The organism is Flavobacterium sp. W22_SRS_FK3 (assembly GCF_052113665.1).
In the GTDB taxonomy this organism is placed as follows: Bacteria; Bacteroidota; Bacteroidia; order Flavobacteriales; family Flavobacteriaceae; genus Flavobacterium.
In genome coordinates, this window is record NZ_JBGQOF010000006.1 from 40,499 (window position 1) to 61,350 (window position 20,852).

Genomic DNA, 20,852 nt, shown 5'->3' on the forward strand with positions numbered 1-20,852 from the left:
TAGAGAAACGAATAAAAATATATTTTCAAAAGCAGTCATAGATCAAAAATCACTCGAAGTGACGTTAGAGATGTTAGTTTCAAAACCTATAAACCTTCTTAGGCGTCACACAATAATCCAGTTTTACATCTGATTCGAAAACATCATCAATCTGATTTACAGCTTCAAAAAACGAAAGCCCAATTTTGATGGTTTCAGGTTTACATTCGGCTAAAAATGTATCATAAAAGCCTTTTCCGTAGCCAATACGATTTCCAAAAATATCAAAAGCCAAAAGCGGAACAAAAACGACCTCAATAGTTTGAGAAGGAACCACCAGACCATTTACAGGTTCGGGAATGTTGTATTCGTTTTTCTTTATTTTGGTATTATCCGTCAATAAAAAATGAGTCATGATTCTGGTTTCAAAATCACTTTTAGAAACCACAATTTCTTTGTCTTTTCCTGAAAGCAGGTGTAGAACAAATTCTGTGTCAACTTCTTTTAATTCTACAATAGGAAGAAAAACATGATAATACGTTTTATCCCAAATAGGCAATTGGATTAATTGATTGGTTATTTCCAGACTTTTTTCTTCAATATCTTGTTGAGAAAGCTCTTTTCGGAGATTTTTATAAAGCAATCTTAATTCTTTCTTGTTCGTCGGCATTTTCGTCAATATTTTTAGAGATATGGTAAATAGCATCGCCCTGATAAACGATAGGTGAATGATTGGCGTTGATGATAAAGCCATCATGCGGTGCTTTTACTTTTTGCTCAAATTTACCAAAAGGGTCTGTAATGATGGCTAAAATGGTCCCTTTTGTGACAAATCTGCTGATCATATTATAATCGTGCAATAATCCGGATTGTTTTGCCCGTAACCAAACGGAGTTTTTAATATAGATAGAAGGAAAATCGGCTTTTTCGACAACATGTTTCGGATCAAGCATATTGAGATAATCGAGTAAACGCTTAACTCCTTTTATGCCTTCATTAGCAACCGGATCATTAATATCCAATGATTTACCGCCTTCAAAAAGCAGCATTTTAACATTGGCTTTTTCAGAAGTGTTTCTAAAAGAACCATTGATGTTTTTAGAATACAATGTAAAGGGAGCGCTGAACACATCTGCCAAAAGCTTTAATTTTGGATTATTATGTGTAATTCGAATTTGTGGAGCGTTAAAACGGCTTGCACCTCCTGCATGAAAATCTACGGCATAATCAATAATTGGCAGTATCTGATTGGTAATGTGAAAAGCAAAACGACTGGCAAGTGACCCTTTTTTGCTTCCCGGAAATACACGGTTCAAATCACGACCGTCAGGGAATTCCCTTGATTTGTTGACAAAACCGTAAATGTTGATAATAGGGATACAAATAATAGTACCTCTTGTTGGACGATTTATTTTTTTGCTGATGATTTGCCGTACAATTTCAACACCGTTTATTTCATCACCATGAATTCCGGCAGAGAATAAAACTACCGGACCATCGATTTTAGAACGGCGAACAATAATCGGAATATTTAGTTTGGTTGTAGTATGCAATCGGGCAATTTCTACATTTATCGTTTTGTTTTCTCCGGGCAAAATCGATTCGCCAAAAAGAACTATTGGGGCATTGTTTTTCATGTCGAATTTTAAAGAGGCTCTAAATATAGAAATTATTCTTTTGATTTTGTAAATTTGAAAATATTTCAGTGTTAAGCTTTCCAATGCAATCGGAATGATTTTTGACAAGATTTTATCCTATCTCCAGAAACAAATACAATGCAAATGCCATCTTTAGAACTTCAAATTCAAACCCTGCCGGACAATCCCGGAGTATATCAGTATTACGATAAAGACGGAAAGATATTGTATGTTGGAAAAGCAAAAAATTTAAAAAAAAGAGTTTCTTCCTATTTCAATAAAATTCACGATACAAGGAAAACAAATGTATTGGTTAGGAAAATAGTAACTATTAAACATATTGTCGTTCCTACTGAAACTGATGCGCTTTTATTAGAAAATAACCTGATCAAAACCTTGCAGCCTCGCTATAATGTGCTCCTTCGTGATGACAAAAGTTACCCTTGGATCTGCATTAAAAAAGAGCCTTTTTCGAAAATATTTTTAACCCGAAGAATGATCAAGGACGGGTCTGAGTATTTTGGTCCCTATACGAATTTCAAAATGGTATATACTATTCTGGATTTAATTAAGGAACTGTATCCGTTAAGAACTTGTAATTATGATTTAAGTGTGTCAAACATCAATTCCGGTAAATTTAAAGTATGCCTGGAATATCATATCGGCAATTGCAAAGGTCCTTGCGAAGGATTGGAATCATTAGAAGATTATCAAAGACAGGTAGATGCAATCCGCGAAATTCTCAAAGGAAATTTCAAGGAAAGCATGAAAGACTTCAAGCGTTTGATGAATCAGTATGCACAGAATTTACAATTTGAAGAGGCACAGAAAATTAAGGAAAAAATAGAAATCCTCGAAAATTATCAATCGAGATCAACAATTGTAAATCCAAAAATTACCAATATTGATGTTTTTTCGATTGTATCTGATGAAAGTGCGGCTTATGTGAACTTTTTACAAATTTCTCATGGCTCGATTATTCGTTCGCATACCATGGAAATCAAGAAAAAACTGGACGAAACTGATGAAGAATTACTGGAACTGGCGATAATTGAGCTTCGGGAACGTTTTCAATTATTATCAAAAGAAGTAATTGTTCCGTTTGATGTTGATTTGGGTGAAAAGATAAAAGTTACTGTTCCGCAGCTGGGTGATAAAAAGCAAATTCTGGATTTATCTATCAGAAATGCCAAATTTTATCGAATCGAACAATTGAAACAATTGCAAATTGTAGATCCTGACCGACACGTCAATCGCATCATGGCGCAAATGCAAAAAGACCTTCGTTTGCCAAATGAACCGCGTCATATCGAATGTTTTGACAATTCCAATATTCAGGGAACAAATCCGGTAGCAGCCTGCGTTGTTTTTAAAGATGGAAAACCAAGTAAGAAAGATTACCGTCATTTTAACGTAAAAACGGTTGTTGGACCAGACGATTTTGCTTCGATGACCGAAATTGTGTACCGTCGTTACAAAAGATTATTGGATGAAAACGAACCGCTTCCGCAACTGATTATCATTGACGGAGGAAAAGGACAATTATCTGCTGCCCTAAAAAGTATTGATGAATTAGGGCTTCGTGGGAAAATTGCCATCATCGGAATTGCAAAACGCCTCGAAGAGCTTTTTTACCCCGGCGATTCGATTCCGCTGTATCTGGATAAAAAATCCGAAACACTAAAGGTTATTCAGCAATTGCGTAACGAAGCACACCGATTTGGAATTACTTTTCATCGAGACAAACGCAGCAAAGCGGCACTTAATTCGTCTGTAGAAAGTATTCCGGGTATTGGCGAAAAAACAATGCTTACGTTAATACAACATTTTAAGAGTGTTAAAAGATTGAAATTGGCCACAGAAAAAGAGATTTCTGATGTAATAGGAGTATCAAAAGCCAAAAAAATTGTCGACTTTTACAAAACCAATTAGTACCTTTTCTATGCGCCTTATCCAGCTGTTCATTTCAAATACTCGGTCAAAAAACTTTTTTTCTACTGCAAATAAAGGAGCTTCTGAAGTCGCTCTTTTTTTACAGGAAAAAATAGCTTTTCGACTCTCGCAGTTTTACATTTCCATCTGGGGCGTGCAGACGGTTCTTTTTATACTTTTATTGCTGAGCCAGGAAAATTCTTTTTCGCAAGAAAAAAAAACGGATAGCGTAAAAAGACCAAAAATAGGACTGGTCTTAAGTGGGGGTGGGGCAAAAGGGTTTGCGCATATTGGAGTTCTTAAAGTCCTGGAAGAAGCCGGAATAAAAATTGATTATATAGGTGGAACAAGTATGGGAGCCATAATTGGAGGACTTTATGCAACAGGGTATAATGCGGCACAAATTGATTCTATTTTCAAACAAACCAATTTTGACGAACTAATCAATGATTATATTCCAAGAGGTTCCAAAAATTTCTATGGTAAACGAAATGACGAATTATATGCGATTGTATTACCTTTTAGTAATTTAAGAGTCGGAATTCCGGAAGCCCTTTCAAAAGGAATGTATAATTATAACTTATTAAGCAGTCTGACCAGAAACGTACGCCATGTTCGTGATTTTAATAAACTGCCAATTCCTTTTTTATGTATTGGAACAGATATAGAAACAGGTCAGGAAGTGTTGCTTAACAAAGGTAATTTGGCTCAGGCCATGGTTGCAAGTGCTGCTTTTCCGTCCTTATTTTCACCTGTTGAAATTGATGGAAGATTATTGGTTGATGGTGGAGTTGTTAATAATTATCCGATTAAAGAAGTTCGTAATTTAGGTGCCGATATTATAATAGGTGTCGATGTGCAGGATGATTTACTGACCAGAAAAAGTCTGAAAAATGCTACCAGAATTTTGGTTCAGATTACGAATCTTCAGTCTATTGATAAAATGAAGCAAAAAATTGCAGATACCGATATTTATATAAAACCCGATATTCGTGATTATGGCGTTATCTCATTTGATAAAGGCGGTGAAATAATCCGTAGAGGAGAAGATGCCACTTTTGAGGTTTATGAAAAAATCAAATCTTTGGCAGATGATCATAATTTTTATAAAAAACCTAAATTAAAAATAGCTTCAGATACACTTGAAATAAAGAAAATAAACAACACCAAACTGGATAATTACACGAAAGAATACATAACAAGTAAACTTCGTTTTAAATCTGGAAGTACAATTTGCTACGAAGACCTCCAAAAGGGAATAAATAATATAGATGCCACGCAAAATTTTAGTGCTATATCCTATTCGCTTGAATCAAATGAAGGTAAAGATGATTTAAATCTTATTCTGAAAGAAAATCCAACACAAACGTATTTAAAGCTTGGCCTGCATTATGACGGACTTTATAAAAGTGGTGTTTTGTTAAACTTAACGCACAAAAAGACATTTCTAAAAAATGACAACACATCTCTTGATATTGTTTTGGGTGATAATTTCAGGTATGATTTTAATTATTATGTAGAAAATGGTTTTAATATCAGTTTCGGTTTTAACTCAAAACTGAATCAGTTTAACCGAAATGTAACAGAGAGTATCAATAGTTTGTCTACTGATAATCCCAATATTAATTTGATTAATGTCGATTTTTTAGATATAACAAATCAGGCTTATTTTCAAACTATTTTTGTACAGAAGTTTCTCATGGGGGGTGGACTGGAATATAAATTTCTAAAAATAAAATCTCCTACAATCGGAAATATAGATCCTAAAATTGATGAAAGTACTTATTTTAGTGTGTTCGGATATTTAAAATATGATTCTTTTGATAACAAGAGCTTTCCAAAATCAGGCTGGTATTTCTCAGGAGATATTCAGAGTTACCTGGCTTCATCAGATTACACTGGTCAGTTTAATCCTTTTTCTACTGCAAAAGCTGGGATTGGAATTGCCAGAACTGTTTTTAATAAGGCAACAATAAAATTTCAGTCTGATGCAGGATTAGCTTTTGGTAATGACAGCGTGCCCTTTTTTGATTACATCCTGGGAGGATACGGTTATTATAAAGTTAATAACTTTAATTATTTTTATGGATATGATTTTCTGAGTATTTCCGGCGATAGTTATATAAAAGCGGCAATAACTTTAGACTATGAAATATTTAAAAAAAATCATTTTAATTTTTCTGCTAATTATGCCAATCTCGGTGATGATCTTTTTAGTACTGTCGATTGGATAAAGATGCCCAAATATTCTGGTTATGCTTTGGGATATGGTTTAGAAACTATTATTGGTCCTATAGAAGTAAAATATTCATGGTCACCTGAAAACTCCAAAGGTTTCACATGGTTTAGTATCGGATTTTTGTTTTAATTTTTAATTTACTTGAATAAAAATTACGATATTTGTTATAATGAAAACAAAATGGACAGGTTTATTAGAATATCTTCAATTCCTTATCAAGAGAAATCCTGAATAAAACCGCCGAATTGAGAGAATAAGTCAATCATAATATTGAATTGATTATCTGTTCACACAATTCAAATTTTTCGAATTATCTAATTTACAAATTATCTAATTGAAAAGCCATGCCATTATATCACAAACTCGGAAAATTTCCACAAAAGAGACACACCAAATTCGAAAAGCCTGATGGAGGTTTTTATTACGAACAATTGTTTGGTACTGAAGGTTTTCATGGTCATTCGTCATTATCCTATCATGTACACAGACCTACACAGGTTAAAGAAATTTTAAAGTCGTATTCGGCTGAACCAAAAATTGCAATCGGAAAAAATATAAAATCACTTCTTTTTAAAGGTTTTGAATTAAAACCAGAAAATGACTTTTTAGACAGCCGAAAAGCAATGTTAGTCAATAAAGACTGTATTATTGGTTTGGCTGCGCCGAAAGAATCGCTTCGAAATTATTTCTACAAAAATGCAGATGCTGACGAAATGCTTTTCATCCATAAAGGAAAAGGAAAATTAAGAACTATGTTAGGAAATATTCCCTTTGAATATGGAGATTATTTAATTATTCCAAGAGGCATTATCTATCAAATTGAATTCGAGACTACTGAAAACCGACTTTTTTATGTCGAATCCTATTCTCCTTTTTATACTCCAAAACGTTATAAAAACCAATCGGGTCAGCATTTAGAACATTCGCCATTTTGCGAACGTGATTTTATCTTGCCAAACGAATTGGAAACACATGATGAAAAAGGTGATTTTTTAATTAAAATCAAAAAAGAAGGTATGATTCACGAAGTCGTTTATGCGACTCATCCTTTTGACGTTGTGGGCTGGGATGGTTATAATTTCCCATACGGATTCTCTATTCATAATTTCGAACCTATAACAGGACGTGTTCACCAACCGCCGCCGGTGCACCAGACTTTCGAAACAGCTACTTTTGTAGTTTGCTCTTTCTGCCCAAGATTATACGATTACCATCCAAGAGCAATTCCGGCGCCATACAATCACAGCAATATTGATTCTGATGAAGTCCTATATTATGTTGATGGTGATTTTATGAGCCGGAACAATATTGAGCAAGGTCATATTACGTTGCACCCAAAAGGAATTCCGCATGGTCCTGCACCTGGCGCAATGGAACGCAGTATTGGTCATAAAGAAACTCAGGAATTGGCTGTTATGGTTGATACTTTCAGGCCTTTAATGGTTACCGAAGAAGCAATGGGTCTCGACGACGGACAGTATTATAAGTCATGGTGTGAATAATTAGTCAATGTGCCAATTTGATAATTAGACAATATAAATAAAAATTGTAATTTTAAGCTTACAAAATAAATTATCTAATTAACAAATTTTCTAATTAAAAAATGACCTTCAACGAACAATACAAAGAACGAAAGAGTTTGTAATTGCTAATTAATTATTAAAAAGCGGAACATCAATTGGAACCAACTCTAAAGAATCGCAAAATGCAGAAAGCAAAGCAGATTTTATTCATAAATTAAAAATTGCAATTAAAGAAGCAGACGAAACAGATATTGGCTGTTACTATGCGATGCACACAAAAGCTATCCTGATTGTAAAAACTTATTAAATGAATTATCACAAATTTTAAAATTTTTAAATAAAATAATAGCAACATCTAAGATGAGGAATTAGAAGATTAGAGAGTACATTAATTACAAGATTGATCAGATTAAAGTATTTAGAAATTATCTCATTTTCTCATTGTCAAATTATCGAATTATTATGAAAGAAGTAAAATCAGTAGAATACGGATTAGAAAAAATCTTCGAAGGAGCACAAGATTTTCTTCCGTTATTAGGAACAGATTACGTAGAATTCTACGTGGGAAATGCAAAACAATCGGCACATTATTACAAAACCGCTTTTGGGTATCAGTCATTGGCGTATGCCGGATTAGAAACCGGAATAAAAGACAAGGCATCTTATGTTTTAAAACAAGACAAGATCAGAATTGTTTTGACGACTCCATTAACACAAGATTCTCCTATTCATGCACATCTTCAAAAACACGGTGATGGGGTAAAAGTGGCGGCTCTTTGGGTTGAAGATGCGACAAAGTCATACGAAGAAACGATGAAACGTGGTGCTCGTTCTTTTATGGAACCAACTGTAGAATCAGATGAATTTGGAGAAGTTGTTCGTTCCGGAATTTATACTTACGGAGAAACTGTTCATATTTTTGTAGAGAGAAAAAATTACAAAGGGGTTTTCCTGCCAGGCTACAAAGAATGGAAATCAGACTACAACCCGGAACCAACAGGATTAAAATATATTGATCATATGGTTGGAAATGTAGGTTGGAACGAAATGAATACCTGGGTAAAATTCTACGAAGAGGTTATGGGATTTGTGAATTTCCTGTCATTTGATGACAAGCAAATCAATACGGAATATTCAGCTTTGATGAGTAAAGTAATGTCTAACGGAAACGGAAGAATCAAATTTCCAATCAACGAACCGGCAGAAGGAAAGAAAAAATCTCAAATTGAAGAATATTTAGACTTTTATGGTGGTCCAGGTATTCAGCATATCGCAATTGCAACAGATGATATTATCAAAACAGTGTCACAATTAAAAGCGAGAGGTGTTGAATTTTTATCTCCTCCTCCTCATACATACTATGATGCGATTCCGGAAAGATTAGGTATTCATATGGATATGATGAAAGAAGATCTAAATGAAATTGAAAAATTAGCCATTATGGTTGATGCTGACGAAGATGGTTATTTATTACAGATATTTACAAAGCCGGTTCAGGACAGACCGACACTTTTCTTCGAAATTATACAAAGAATGGGTGCAAAAGGTTTCGGCGCGGGGAACTTTAAAGCTCTTTTTGAATCGATAGAAAGAGAACAGGAATTAAGAGGAACTTTGTAAAAACGCAGAAAATTTACATATTGTAAAAAAAACCACTATAAATTGATGATTTTTATGCAAATGTTTTGTTAAACTCACTTTTTGCTATTTATTATTTAAACTTTGTATCTATCTTTGCACTCGCAAATCAGGAAGGGGTGGTTTCCTTCCGAATTGATATAAATTTTCATAATTTATAGTTTTTTGGTTAGTTAATAGCATAAAAACTCAGTCATTCTTTGACTGAGTTTTTTTGTTTTGGTATATTTGGAATAAAATTTGCGTTTATAGCTAATAAACAGTAAATGTCTTATTATGAAAAAACTAACTCTATTTATATTAATTCTCACAACACTAAGTTTTGATACCTTTAAAGAAGATGCTTTTGATGTTGGAGAATATTTCAAATTTAGAATTCATTACGGAATTGTAAATGCAGGTTATGCTACTCTTGAGGTTAAAGAGGGAACTGCAAATGGTAAAAAAGTTTTTCACGCCGTGGGTAAAGGTTACACGACTGGCATGTCCAAGTTTTTCTTCAAAGTAGAGGATTTATACGAAAGCTATTTTGATAAAGAAACCGGAGAGCCTTATCGATATATCCGAAAAATAAATGAAGGAGGTTATACCAAAAATCAGGAAGGTTTCTTTAGTCAGTCACAAAATCGGGTTTTAGTGAAAGATTATAAACGCAATACAGAAAAAATAATTGTTGTAAAAGATGATGTACAGGATATAATCTCGTCTTTTTATTATTTACGAAACCATCCCGATATCGATAAATTAAGATCAGGAGATTCCATTACAATCGACATGTTTTTTGATGATGAGATCACAAAATTTAAGTTAAAATATATAGGTCGTCAGGATATTACAACTAAATTTGGCACCGTTGCAACTATGGTTTTCAAACCATTAGTACAAACAGGTCGCGTTTTTAAAGAAAAAGAAGGTGTAACACTTTGGATAACAGATGATGACAATAAAGTTCCTGTCAGAATAAAAGCTGATCTTGCAGTTGGTTCTCTTAAAGCTGATATCGACGAATATAAAGGATTAAAATATCCATTTAAAGTAAAAAAATAATGAATGCCACAGATAATTCTGAATCAATCCTGAAAGAAATTGATCTTAAATTTAAAGCTATAAATCAAAAAACGGATGTTCAGCTTGAAGGTTTGCTTTGGTCAAAACCAATTACATATTGGGATTACATCCAAACTGATGCACTTTTAAATCTTCAAATACAACGCACTACGCTTCCTGATGAAATGGTTTTTATTATGTATCATCAGGTAAACGAATTGATTTTTAAAATGATCCTGTGGGAAATTGATCAGATAGCCGATACAGAAGATATTCAGGTTGATTTTTTCAGTGAAAGGCTTTCCAGGATTACACGCTACTTTGATATGCTTACAAATTCTTTCAGTATCATGGAAAACGGTATGGAAGTAGATCAATACATGAAATTTAGAAATACGCTTACTCCTGCAAGTGGTTTTCAGAGTGCTCAGTATAGATTAATAGAATTTGCTTCAACTGATGTTATAAATTTAACAGATCGGAGATATAAAGCTAATTTTGATGAAAGTACCGATTTAGAAACTTCTTTTGAGCATTTATATTGGCAGGCAGCCGGAAAAGATTATCAGACTGGTCAAAAATCGTATCTGCTTCACGAATTCGAAAAGAAATACAAAGGACAGTTTCTGCGTCAAATGGCTGCGTTTAAAACTAAGAATATCTGGCAAAAATTTACCCAGTTACCGGAACAGGATCAGCAAAATGCAGATTTAATTCTGGCTATGCGTCATTATGATTATACGGTTAATATCACCTGGGTTATGCAGCATTTAAATACGGCCATAAAATATATTTTGGAAAGCGGAAAAGGAAACGGTGAGGCAACCGGTGGAAGTGACTGGCAAAAATATATGCATCCAAAATTTCAAAGACGCATCTTTTTTCCTAAATTGTGGACCGAAGAAGAATTGTCTAATTGGGGAAATGAGCCAACAGCTTAGTTCCTGAAAAAAAAATAAAAGTTTGAAAAAAGCATTCGTAATTATAATCATCTTATTTTCAATAATTTCATGTGATAAAAAAGTAGAAAAAATTGAAATTAAAATTAGTAAACCAAAACCTAAAAAAGTAGAATTTGGATTTAATTACGGAGATTTTAATGTTATTCACGATACTATAAAAAAAGGGGATTCTTTCGGATCCATCATTCAAGGTCAAAATATTGGGGATAAAAGAGTTTTTGATATCGTTTCTCAGGTAAAAGATTCTTTTAATGTAAGGGCGATTCGCTATAATAAACCTTATACTATTCTCAGGTCTAAAAATAAAACCAATAAAATGCAGGTTTTTATTTATCAGCCAGATGCACTTACTTATTATGTAATAGATTTAAGGGATAGTCTTGCAATAGCTTACAAAAAAGTAAAACCCGTTACATTAAAGAGAAAAATAATTGGAGGTGTTTTAAAAAGTTCACTCTCTGAAACCCTTGGGAATAATAGTGTAGAAGCAGCTCTTGCTACCCGAATTACCAAAGTTTTTTCATGGTCTATCGATTTCTTTAAACTTAAAAAAGGAGATCGTTATGGATTAATTTTTACAGAACGTTTTATTAACGGAAAAACTTATGATGGAGTGGAAGAACTTCAGGCTGCTTTTTTTGAATATAAAGGCAAAATTATTTACGCTTTTCCTTTTCAAAAAGATACTACATCAGGAAAAATTGAATATTATGATGATGAAGGAAAAACTTTGAAAAATTTCTTCTTAAAAACGCCAATTAAATTCAGTCGAATCACTTCCAGATTTACAATGAACAGATTCCATCCTGTACAGCACAGATGGAAAGCCCACAAAGGAACAGACTATGCTGCACCAAGAGGAACTCCAATTTCTACAACTGCATCAGGAGTGGTAGAACAAACAGGATATACTGCCGGAAACGGAAATTTTGTAAAAGTAAAACACAACGGTACGTATTCGACTCAATATTTGCACATGTCTAAAATTTTGGTTCGTCGCGGACAGCGTGTTACACAAGGACAAACCATTGGACTTGTGGGAAGCACAGGATTAGCTTCCGGCCCTCATGTTTGCTATCGATTCTGGAAAAACGGAATTCAGGTAGATGCTCTCCGTCTTAATTTACCTACCGGAGAATCTTTAACAGGAAATGACAAAACACGTTTCTTAAAACAAATGGAGCCTTTAAAGAGGGAGTTGGATAGTATTGGGAATCTGTAACGGTTTTTGAAAATAGAATAAAATATGAAAAATAAACGCATTAAACAAACTCTTGATGAGACTTTTTCAGATTTAAAACTATTTTACAGAGATACTCATTTGACTGATAACTTAATTGAAAAGTACAAAGTTGGGCAAATCATAAAGGAAAAAGGGTTTACTGATATGACTTCTATTGGAGGTGGCCTTTCGGGAAATGTGAGGTATTTAATTGCAAGTGCTAATGCAAAAGACATAGCGAAATTCAATCCTTATTCTGCTAAAACCGGACATTTTCTTTTGGATGAGATCACATTTTTTAAAGTTTTGGACATCCAAAAAATCGAAAATAAAACACAGGTTTTTCTACTTCATATTCCGGATAATTCTCTTTCACTTTTTAAAAATTCAACTTCTAATATTGAAGAGGAAATAACAGAAAAAGCCAGACAAAAATTTATTTCCAAAATAAATTCACCTTTAATTCCGGAATTACAGACGGAAGCCTGGAAAGAAAAAACAAAGTCACCAATTGGAATGAATGACCTTGGTGAACTATTTTTTGATGATTCAAGTATAAAAATTGAAGAACCTAAAAGGATAGAGATTAATAAGGACAAAAAAACAATAGAAATCAACAAAAAGCCCTGGTGGAAGATTTGGTGATAATTTTTTTGCATAGTAACTCACAAATATTAAATGGTTACAATAAAAGATATACTAATTCAATTAAGTGTTGTATTATTATGGTTTTCTGGCAGTATTATGATTGCTGTTTTAACTGAACTTTCTTTTTTGCTCTTTCCTGTTTTTATAGCATTTGTATGTTTCAAGGTATATTTAAAAAGAAGAAAAAAAAACACTTCATTTTGTAAAAGATGATTTTCAAAAAATAGGTTATCAATTGAACATGGAAAGGCCAATAACTTTCAAAGAATATTTTAGAAAAGTTAAATTAGAATCTAAACCTATCGTTTTTATAAACGATATTCCATTAAGTAGATATAAATATATGCGTGCATTTAGGAGAATTTTTACTGCGAAATCGGAAAAATGGAAATCTATTTCAGTTGAACACTTTTGTAATCCATAAATGGAACGGAGAAAATAAGATTGAAATTATTGACATAAATCGTTTTCGTAACTAATTACACAGCAAACAACTATTAAAAACTAATTTCAGTATTTTTGTGTTTCTAAAAAAACTAATTTCAATTTAATACACAATGGCTTTAAACACAACAAACCCAACCGGGACTGAAGCGTGGAAAAATCTCCAAAATCACTATAACGCAACACATTCGACTACTATACAGGAATTATTTCAACAAGATCCTGCCCGAGTTGAAAAATTTAATTTGCAATGGAATGACTTTTTGGTAGATTATTCTAAAAATAATATTAGCGAGGAAACCATTTCGCTTTTGTTAGAATTAGCGAATTCAATTGGATTAAAAAATGCTATTGCAGATTATTTCGGAGGAGAAATCATTAATATGACAGAGAACAGGGCGGTTTTGCATACAGCTTTACGTGCTCCGGAATCGAAAGTTATAAATGTAGATGGGGAGAATGTCATTCCGGAAGTTTACGAAGTAAAAATTAAAATTAAAAATTTCACAGAGGAAGTGATTTCTGGAGAAAGAAAAGGTTTTACAGGAAAAGCTTTTACTGATGTCGTAAATATCGGAATTGGGGGTTCAGATCTTGGTCCTGTAATGGCGGTTGAAGCATTACAGTTTTACAAAAATCATTTGAATCTTCATTTTGTTTCAAATGTAGATGGTGATCACGTAAATGAAGTCATCAAAAAACTGAATCCTGAAACAACCCTTTTCCTTATTGTTTCTAAAACCTTTACAACACAGGAAACATTATCAAATTCTGAAACGATCAAAGAATGGTTTCTGAAATCGGCTTCTCAGGAAGACATTGCAAAACATTTTGTGGCAGTTTCTACTAATATTCAAAAAGTAACTGAATTTGGGATTAATCCTGACAACGTTTTTCCGATGTGGGATTGGGTTGGAGGAAGATTCTCATTGTGGAGTGCTGTTGGTTTGAGCATTGCCTTGGCAGTTGGTTTTGATAATTATAATGATTTATTAAAAGGTGCTAATGAAATGGATGAACATTTTAAATCGTCAGAATTTGATCAAAATATTCCGGTAACTTTAGCTTTATTGAGTGTTTGGTACAACAATTTTTATGGTGCCGAAAGCGAGGCTTTGATTCCGTACACACAATATTTGCACAAATTGGCTCCTTATTTACAGCAGGCAACGATGGAAAGTAATGGAAAAAGTGTTGGACGTGACGGAAAACCGGTCAATTACCAAACCGGAACCATTATCTGGGGAGAGCCGGGAACCAATTCACAACATGCATTTTTTCAGTTAATTCACCAGGGTACAAAATTGATTCCGACAGATTTCATTGGGTTCGTTAAGCCTTTGTACGGAAATGAAGATCATCACAATAAATTGATGTCTAATTTCTTCGCTCAGACAGAAGCTTTAATGAACGGAAAAACAGCAGCACAGGTTCAGGCAGAATTTGATAAACAAGGTCTTTCAGCAGAAAAAGCATCTTATTTATTACCATTTAAAGTTTTTACAGGAAACAAGCCTACGAATACAGTCCTGATTGAAAAATTGACTCCTAAAAGCTTAGGCTCTTTGATCGCTTTATATGAACACAAGATTTTTGTTCAGGGAGTAATTTGGAATATTTTTAGTTTTGACCAATGGGGAGTAGAATTAGGAAAACAATTGGCTAATAGTATTTTGGAAGAAATACATACTAAAACGGTAAAAGCACATGATAGTTCGACTTCATTTTTGCTAAATTATTTTTTAAGTAAAAGATGACGCCTTAGTTTTTTATTAGCACTTTAAACCTCTTGATTTTACAAATTAAGAGGTTTTTTATTACAAAAATTTTACAAATTCTTACAAGATATAATCGTTTTGTGTGTTTAAGAGTTTTGCCAGGTTGTATTTTTATGATTTTAACAAAAAAAATGTATTTAAAAACAAAAAAATATATTTTATTTATCATTTATAGATAAAACTGTTTTAATGCTCAACAGATTGCGTAAATCTTGTTTTTCTTAACATTTCGATAACATTATCTGATTAATTTGTTATAATTTTGCCAAAAACAATAAACTAAACAACAAATGAAGACAATGAAAAATTGGTTACTTACCGGACTATTGTTCATGATAGTTTCAACCGCATTTTCTCAGGGAAAAGTTACAGGTACAATTACCGACGGCACAAACTCATTGCCGGGTGCAAATGTAGTTATCAAAGGATCTACAACTGCAACTTCTACAGACTTTGATGGTAAATTTACATTAGACTCTCAAAACAGTTCTGGAGAATTGGTTATTACCTACTTAGGTTATAATACACAAACAGTTAAGTTTTCAGTTTCAAATGGAGCAACAACTAATTTAGGTATGATTTTATTAGAATCTGATTCAAATCAGTTAGAAGAAATTGTTGTAATGGGTAAAGGAATTATCGATTTAGCAAAAGACAGAAAAACTCCAATTGCAGTTTCTACTATAAAAGCAGCTGAAATTCAGGCAAAAATAGGTACCGCAGATATTACTCAGACAATGGTTAATACGCCTTCTGTATATGTTGCAGGGCAAGCGAGTGGATATGGTGACTCCAGAATTAGTGTTCGTGGTTTTGCTCAGGATAATACAGCTTTCTTGTTAAATGGTCAGCCAATTAACGGAATGGAAGATGGTAAAATGTATTGGTCAAACTGGTCTGGAATGTCTGACATTGCAAATGCTGTCCAGATCCAAAGAGGTTTAGGGTCTTCTAAATTAGCTATTTCTTCAGTTGGAGGAACGGTAAACTTTGTAACCAAAGCTACAGATAAGGAAGAAGGAGGGTTTGTTTCTACAGGAGTTGCTAATGATAACTATTTTAAAACAACAGCTGCTTATAGTACAGGAATGAGTAAAAGCGGATGGGGAACTAGTATAATGCTTTCACATTGGCAAGGAGATGGTTACAATGATGGGACTGAAGGAGCTGGAGAAACTTACTTTATCTCTGTTGGTTACAAAGCTAATGACAGACATAGTTTCAATTTTTTACTTACTGGTGCACCACAAGAGCATGATCAAAACTATGGTAAAAAATTAAGTGTATATGAAACTTATGGTAGAAAATATAATAACAATGGTGGTGTTTTAAATGGGGAGTACAAGTCAGCGGTTGGGAATTATTATCATAAACCAGTTGCTAACTTAAACTGGGATTTTGATATCAATAGTAAATCAAGCTTATCTACTGTTTTATATGCTTCTTGGGGTCGTGGTGGTAGTTTAGGTACAGTTGGTTCTACAAAGAGAACTACAGATGGGTATGTAGATTATGATGCAATTATTGCTGCGAATGAAGCAAGTGCAAGTGGATCAGCAACTTTTGCATTACGTAATTCTGTAAATAATCATCAATGGTACGGATTAGTAAGTAATTTCAAAACTAATTTTGGAGAATATGTTAACTTTAATGTAGGGCTTGATTTAAGAACTTATAAAGGGTTGCACTTTAGACAAATCAACAACTTATTAGGTGCAGATTATTTTTTAGACAACGGAAATGTAAATATTCCTAATAATAAAATATATAATACATATACAAATGATCGTTATGCTATCTTAACCAAATTTGCGGATGTTCCTAACAGATATGCATGGGATTATGATGAGACTATTTCATACGGAGGTTTCTTCTCTCAAATAGAATATGCAAAAGATAATTTCTCTTCTTTTTTTCAAGGATCTTTATCAAGTCAAACCCACAACCGTACAGATCGTTGGGCTTACTTGCCTGCAGATCAGGATGCAGAACAGGTTAACAATGTAGGATATAATGTTAAAGGGGGTGTTAGTTATAAAGTAGAACAAATTGGATCTTTTTATGCGAATGCAGGTTATTATTCTAGACAACCATATCACGATAATATTTACTTAAATTTTGGAAATGATGTAAATCCATTAACAAAAAATGAAAAAATATTAGGTTTAGAGTTAGGATATACATATAGTTCAAAATTAATTACTGGAAGTATTAATGCATACAGAACTTCTTGGAAAGACAGAGTTACAACAACTTCAACTGAAGCTTCGGATGGTGTTTTATCATACAAAACCAATGAGGGTGTAGAACAATTACACAGCGGTATAGAATTAGATTTTGTTGCAAAACCAACAAATAGTTTAAGTGTAACAGGATTTGCTTCTTTTGGAGACTACCAATACGTAGGAAACTCTGTAATTACAGTAAGAGATGAAGACAGAAACATAATCAGTCAAGATATTGTCGATGTTGATGGAGGAAAAGTTGGAGATGCTGCTCAAACAAGCTGGGGATTAGGTGCTAAATACGAATTCCTACCAAGATTCTCGATTGATGCTGATTGGAGAAACTATTCAAAATTATATTCAAATGTTGGGGCAGTTAAAAACAACTTAGAATTACCAAATTATGATTTAGTAGATGCAGGTATTTCTTATAAATTGTTAACTGGAACGAAGGGTTTGAATTCAATTGCTTTTAGAGTTAACGTAAACAATGTGTTTGATGAAATTTATCTTTCAGAATTGACAACAAATGTAGCTGCAACTCCAACAAGTGTTCTTGTAAAAGGAATAGATGCAAATAATAGTGGATACTATGGATATGGAAGAACATGGAACTTTAGTGTTCGTTTCAACTTCTAAAATTTAGAATCTAAATAAATAATAAAACGGCATTGACTTTATAAGTCATTGCCGTTTTTTTTTGACCTTTTTTATTATATTTGTTTTAAACAAAATATTAATCTATGTATCATTTTCTTCAAAAACTCCACTCAGGCTGGGCTTATTTGGCATTGCTGCTTTTGTTAATTGCAGTTGTAAATGCCTTGCTTGGATTCACTTCAAAAAAAGATTTTACAGCCAAAGACCGCAAAATTGCATTATTTGCTTTAATCGGAACACATACACAATTATTGATCGGTTTGATTCTTTATTTTGTTTCTCCATTAGGAAAAGATGCTTTTGGGCAAATGTCTAATGCCGCACTTCGATTAACTTCATTAGAGCATCCGTTAATTAACATAATAGCAATCGTTCTAATTACAATAGGATGGTCAAAACATAAAAAACTAATCAATAGCGAAGCGAAGTTTAAAACATTTGCTATTTTTTATGGATTAGGTTTAGTGCTTATTTTAAGCAGAATTCCTTGGAACTTATGGTTCTAAAAAAAACAAAATAAGGCCCTCCTACAGGGCTTTTTTTATATCGGCATATTATTTGTACAAACTCCCAAGTCTGAAAAAAAAATAAATTATGAGGAATAAAAAAAATATTTTACTCTCTCTTCTTTCTGTAACTTTATTAAGTTGCTTTACCTACGTGATGAGTCAGAGTAAATCTGTTGAAAATAAGGTTTTTCAGGATACCTTAAAAACAGATAAATTAAAAGTTTTAACTATTGCTGAAACAGACTCTATTTTTAGCGTAGAAGGCTTAAGGTTGAAAGTCTACAAAAAATCGGCTCATGCTTCCTACTACCATGATCGTTTTAACGGAAGAAAAACTGCGAGCGGAAAACGTTTCAATAATAATAAATACACTGCTGCACACAAAAAACTGCCCTTCGGTACTAAAGTAAAAGTCACAAATGAAGCTAATGGCAAATTTGTGATTGTTGAGATTACAGACAGAGGACCTTTTGTTAAAACAAGAGAAATAGATTTATCTAAAAGAGCTTTCATGGATATTACTAATAACAAACGAGCAGGAGCAATGACCGTTACAATTGAAGTCATTCAAAAATAAAAAAATCCGAAAGTTCTAAACAAACTTTCGGATACACATTATAATTCCGGTATGGGTACCTTCATGGTAATTATTGAAGGACAAAGCATCATCTACGTTTCGAAGTGTAAATCCCATACTGGTTGTGTACTCCGTATAATTTAAGAATATTTTATCTGAATAATCTTTTTCTGTCTGATGTAATGTTTCCAAAAGTAATGTTCTGATTTCATTTACTTCGGCTTGTGAAACATCTCCTTCTGGTTTTGTTCCTTTTCTGTATTTGGCAATAAATTCTTCAGATACCTTTGACGGCACACCTGATAATTTATAAACCAAACTTTGTTGTGCAGAGACACAATGCGCTATATTCCAAATCAGGTTATTACTAAATCCTTCAGGGATTTTGTTTAGTTGCTCTAATGAATGATTGTCTAAAATCTTTACAAGAATTTCTCTGGTCGTTTTTTGTACTTCGAAAACTGAATTCATAAATGTATTTTTTTCTAAAAATAGGTAATTTTAAGTTTCAATGAATTTTCTTTGTATGTAAAATAAATTAAAATTATGAACAAAATATACTACTTAGCATCCTGCGATACCTGTCGAAAAATTATTAAAAGCTTGCCAAAAGACAACGATTTAGTTTTTCATGATATCAAACAAAATCCGATTACAGAAGCTCAACTGGAAGAAATGTATCAGTTATCCGGTAGTTACGAAGCTTTATTTAGTAAAAAAGCACAATTGTACAAATCAATGGATTTAAAAAATAAAAACTTAACCGAAGCTGATTTTAAAAAATACATTTTGGAACATTATACGTTTTTAAGCCGTCCGGTTTTCATTATCGATGGTAAAATTTACATTGGCAACAGTCAGCAAAATATACTGCAGGTTATGAAAGCTTTGGAGTAAAACTGAAAACTGTTTTCATCCCAACACTGCAAACTTTTAATTATCTTTGCGCCTTTATACTCAATATATGATACAATCGATGACGGGTTTTGGTAAAGCATCTTTGCAATTGCCAACAAAAAAAATTACTGTAGAAGTAAAATCCTTAAATAGCAAAGGTTTAGACCTGAACGTAAGAATGCCATCTCCTTACCGCGAAATGGAATTAGGTCTGCGAACTTTGATTTCTACTAAATTGGAAAGAGGAAAAGTGGATTTCTCTATTTTTATCGAAAGTACCTCAGAACAGACTTCGACAAAGGTCAATGTTCCGGTTGTGAAAAATTATATTGCGCAATTAAGAGAAGTTTATCCGGCTGCAGATGAAACCGAACTGATGAAAATGGCTGTTCGTATGCCCGATGTTCTAAAAATAGAACGTGAAGAAATTGATGAGAACGACTGGGAACAGATTCAGGTTATCATTGAAGAAGCGCTGCAAAATATTTTAACTTTTAGAAGAGACGAAGGCGAATCGCTAGAAAGAGAGTTTAATCTTCGAATTGGAAATATCCGTCAATATATGGAAGATACATTGGCATTGGATCCGGAAAGAGTTCAGGCTATAAAAGATCGTTTACATACGGCGATTTCTGAATTGCAGGTGAATGTTGACGAAAATCGTTTTGAACAGGAATTGATTTATTATCTGGAAAAACTAGATATTACTGAAGAAAAAGTTCGTTTAACAAACCATTTAGATTATTTCTTAGAAACAATAAAAGGTACCGAAGCCAATGGTAGAAAATTAGGATTTATTACTCAGGAAATGGGTCGTGAGATCAACACAATGGGTTCAAAATCGAATCATGCTCAAATGCAGAAATTGGTGGTGATGATGAAGGATGAACTGGAGAAGATTAAAGAACAGGTTTTGAATGTGTTGTAAACGCTGT

General features: G+C 33.1%; 18 protein-coding genes. 15 read left to right on the forward strand and 3 right to left on the reverse strand.

All coding sequences use genetic code 11. From position 1 onward, the window contains the following. Nucleotides 1–79 precede the first annotated feature (79 nt). Nucleotides 80–649 (reverse strand): 5-formyltetrahydrofolate cyclo-ligase, encoded by a 570-nt coding sequence (locus ACEN2I_RS07400; RefSeq protein WP_441765460.1) that lies wholly within the window; start codon nt 647–649, stop codon nt 80–82. Next, nucleotides 612–1,616 carry a succinylglutamate desuccinylase/aspartoacylase family protein gene (locus ACEN2I_RS07405; RefSeq protein WP_441765461.1) on the reverse strand — a complete coding sequence of 335 codons (1,005 nt, stop codon included), beginning with the start codon at nt 1,614–1,616 and terminating at the stop codon, nt 612–614. Before ACEN2I_RS07405 ends, ACEN2I_RS07400 begins: the two co-directional genes overlap by 38 nt. A 138-nt stretch (nt 1,617–1,754) precedes the next feature. Between ACEN2I_RS07405 and uvrC the strand changes: the two genes are divergently transcribed. The 13 genes from uvrC to ACEN2I_RS07470 all read left to right on the forward strand — a co-directional run bounded on the left by uvrC (nt 1,755) and on the right by ACEN2I_RS07470 (nt 19,020). Continuing rightward, a complete protein-coding gene (gene uvrC, locus ACEN2I_RS07410) occupies nt 1,755–3,548 on the forward strand; it encodes an excinuclease ABC subunit UvrC (protein WP_441765462.1) in 1,794 nt (597 codons plus the stop codon). Then, the gene (locus ACEN2I_RS07415; protein WP_441765463.1) at nt 3,523–5,916 is read left to right on the forward strand and encodes a patatin-like phospholipase family protein; all 2,394 of its coding nucleotides are present in this window, start codon (nt 3,523–3,525) and stop codon (nt 5,914–5,916) included. Before uvrC ends, ACEN2I_RS07415 begins: the two co-directional genes overlap by 26 nt. Before the next feature lie 215 nt (nt 5,917–6,131). Beyond that, nucleotides 6,132–7,289, forward strand: coding sequence for a homogentisate 1,2-dioxygenase (locus ACEN2I_RS07420; RefSeq protein WP_441765464.1), 1,158 nt, complete (start codon nt 6,132–6,134; stop codon nt 7,287–7,289). Between the two features lie 175 nt (nt 7,290–7,464). Continuing rightward, nucleotides 7,465–7,617, forward strand: a complete 153-nt coding sequence (locus tag ACEN2I_RS07425) for a four helix bundle protein (protein WP_441765664.1) — start codon at nt 7,465–7,467, stop codon at nt 7,615–7,617. A 152-nt stretch (nt 7,618–7,769) separates the two neighbouring features. Next, entirely contained in the window at nt 7,770–8,930 is a 1,161-nt protein-coding gene (gene hppD / locus ACEN2I_RS07430; protein ID WP_441765665.1) for a 4-hydroxyphenylpyruvate dioxygenase, read from the forward strand. Nucleotides 8,931–9,224: 294 nt separating this feature from the next. Further along, entirely contained in the window at nt 9,225–9,995 is a 771-nt protein-coding gene (locus ACEN2I_RS07435) for a DUF3108 domain-containing protein (RefSeq protein ID WP_441765465.1), read from the forward strand. Next, entirely contained in the window at nt 9,995–10,936 is a 942-nt protein-coding gene (locus tag ACEN2I_RS07440) for a tryptophan 2,3-dioxygenase family protein (RefSeq protein WP_441765466.1), read from the forward strand. Before ACEN2I_RS07435 ends, ACEN2I_RS07440 begins: the two co-directional genes overlap by 1 nt. Before the next feature lie 22 nt (nt 10,937–10,958). Then, on the forward strand, nt 10,959–12,179 hold the full coding sequence (locus ACEN2I_RS07445; RefSeq protein ID WP_441765467.1) for a peptidoglycan DD-metalloendopeptidase family protein: 1,221 nt from the start codon (nt 10,959–10,961) through the stop codon (nt 12,177–12,179). Between the two features lie 24 nt (nt 12,180–12,203). Further along, on the forward strand, nt 12,204–12,824 hold the full coding sequence (locus ACEN2I_RS07450) for a hypothetical protein (protein WP_441765468.1): 621 nt from the start codon (nt 12,204–12,206) through the stop codon (nt 12,822–12,824). A 560-nt stretch (nt 12,825–13,384) separates the two neighbouring features. After that, a complete protein-coding gene (gene pgi, locus ACEN2I_RS07455) occupies nt 13,385–15,028 on the forward strand; it encodes a glucose-6-phosphate isomerase (RefSeq protein ID WP_441765469.1) in 1,644 nt (547 codons plus the stop codon). A 320-nt stretch (nt 15,029–15,348) separates the two neighbouring features. Next, a complete protein-coding gene (locus ACEN2I_RS07460) occupies nt 15,349–17,913 on the forward strand; it encodes a TonB-dependent receptor (RefSeq protein ID WP_441765470.1) in 2,565 nt (854 codons plus the stop codon). A 104-nt stretch (nt 17,914–18,017) separates the two neighbouring features. Then, nucleotides 18,018–18,440, forward strand: coding sequence for a hypothetical protein (locus ACEN2I_RS07465; RefSeq protein WP_441765471.1), 423 nt, complete (start codon nt 18,018–18,020; stop codon nt 18,438–18,440). Between the two features lie 88 nt (nt 18,441–18,528). After that, nucleotides 18,529–19,020, forward strand: a complete 492-nt coding sequence (locus tag ACEN2I_RS07470) for a septal ring lytic transglycosylase RlpA family protein (RefSeq protein ID WP_441765472.1) — start codon at nt 18,529–18,531, stop codon at nt 19,018–19,020. A 15-nt stretch (nt 19,021–19,035) separates the two neighbouring features. On the opposite strand, the gene ACEN2I_RS07475 is transcribed toward ACEN2I_RS07470, so the two are convergent. Beyond that, entirely contained in the window at nt 19,036–19,491 is a 456-nt protein-coding gene (locus ACEN2I_RS07475) for a DinB family protein (protein ID WP_441765473.1), read from the reverse strand. 75 nt (nt 19,492–19,566) lie between these two features. Between ACEN2I_RS07475 and ACEN2I_RS07480 the strand changes: the two genes are divergently transcribed. Next, nucleotides 19,567–19,917 (forward strand): arsenate reductase family protein, encoded by a 351-nt coding sequence (locus tag ACEN2I_RS07480; protein ID WP_441765474.1) that lies wholly within the window; start codon nt 19,567–19,569, stop codon nt 19,915–19,917. Nucleotides 19,918–19,984: 67 nt separating this feature from the next. Beyond that, nucleotides 19,985–20,845, forward strand: a complete 861-nt coding sequence (locus ACEN2I_RS07485) for a YicC/YloC family endoribonuclease (protein ID WP_441765475.1) — start codon at nt 19,985–19,987, stop codon at nt 20,843–20,845. The last annotated feature ends 7 nt before the right edge of the window (nt 20,846–20,852 follow it).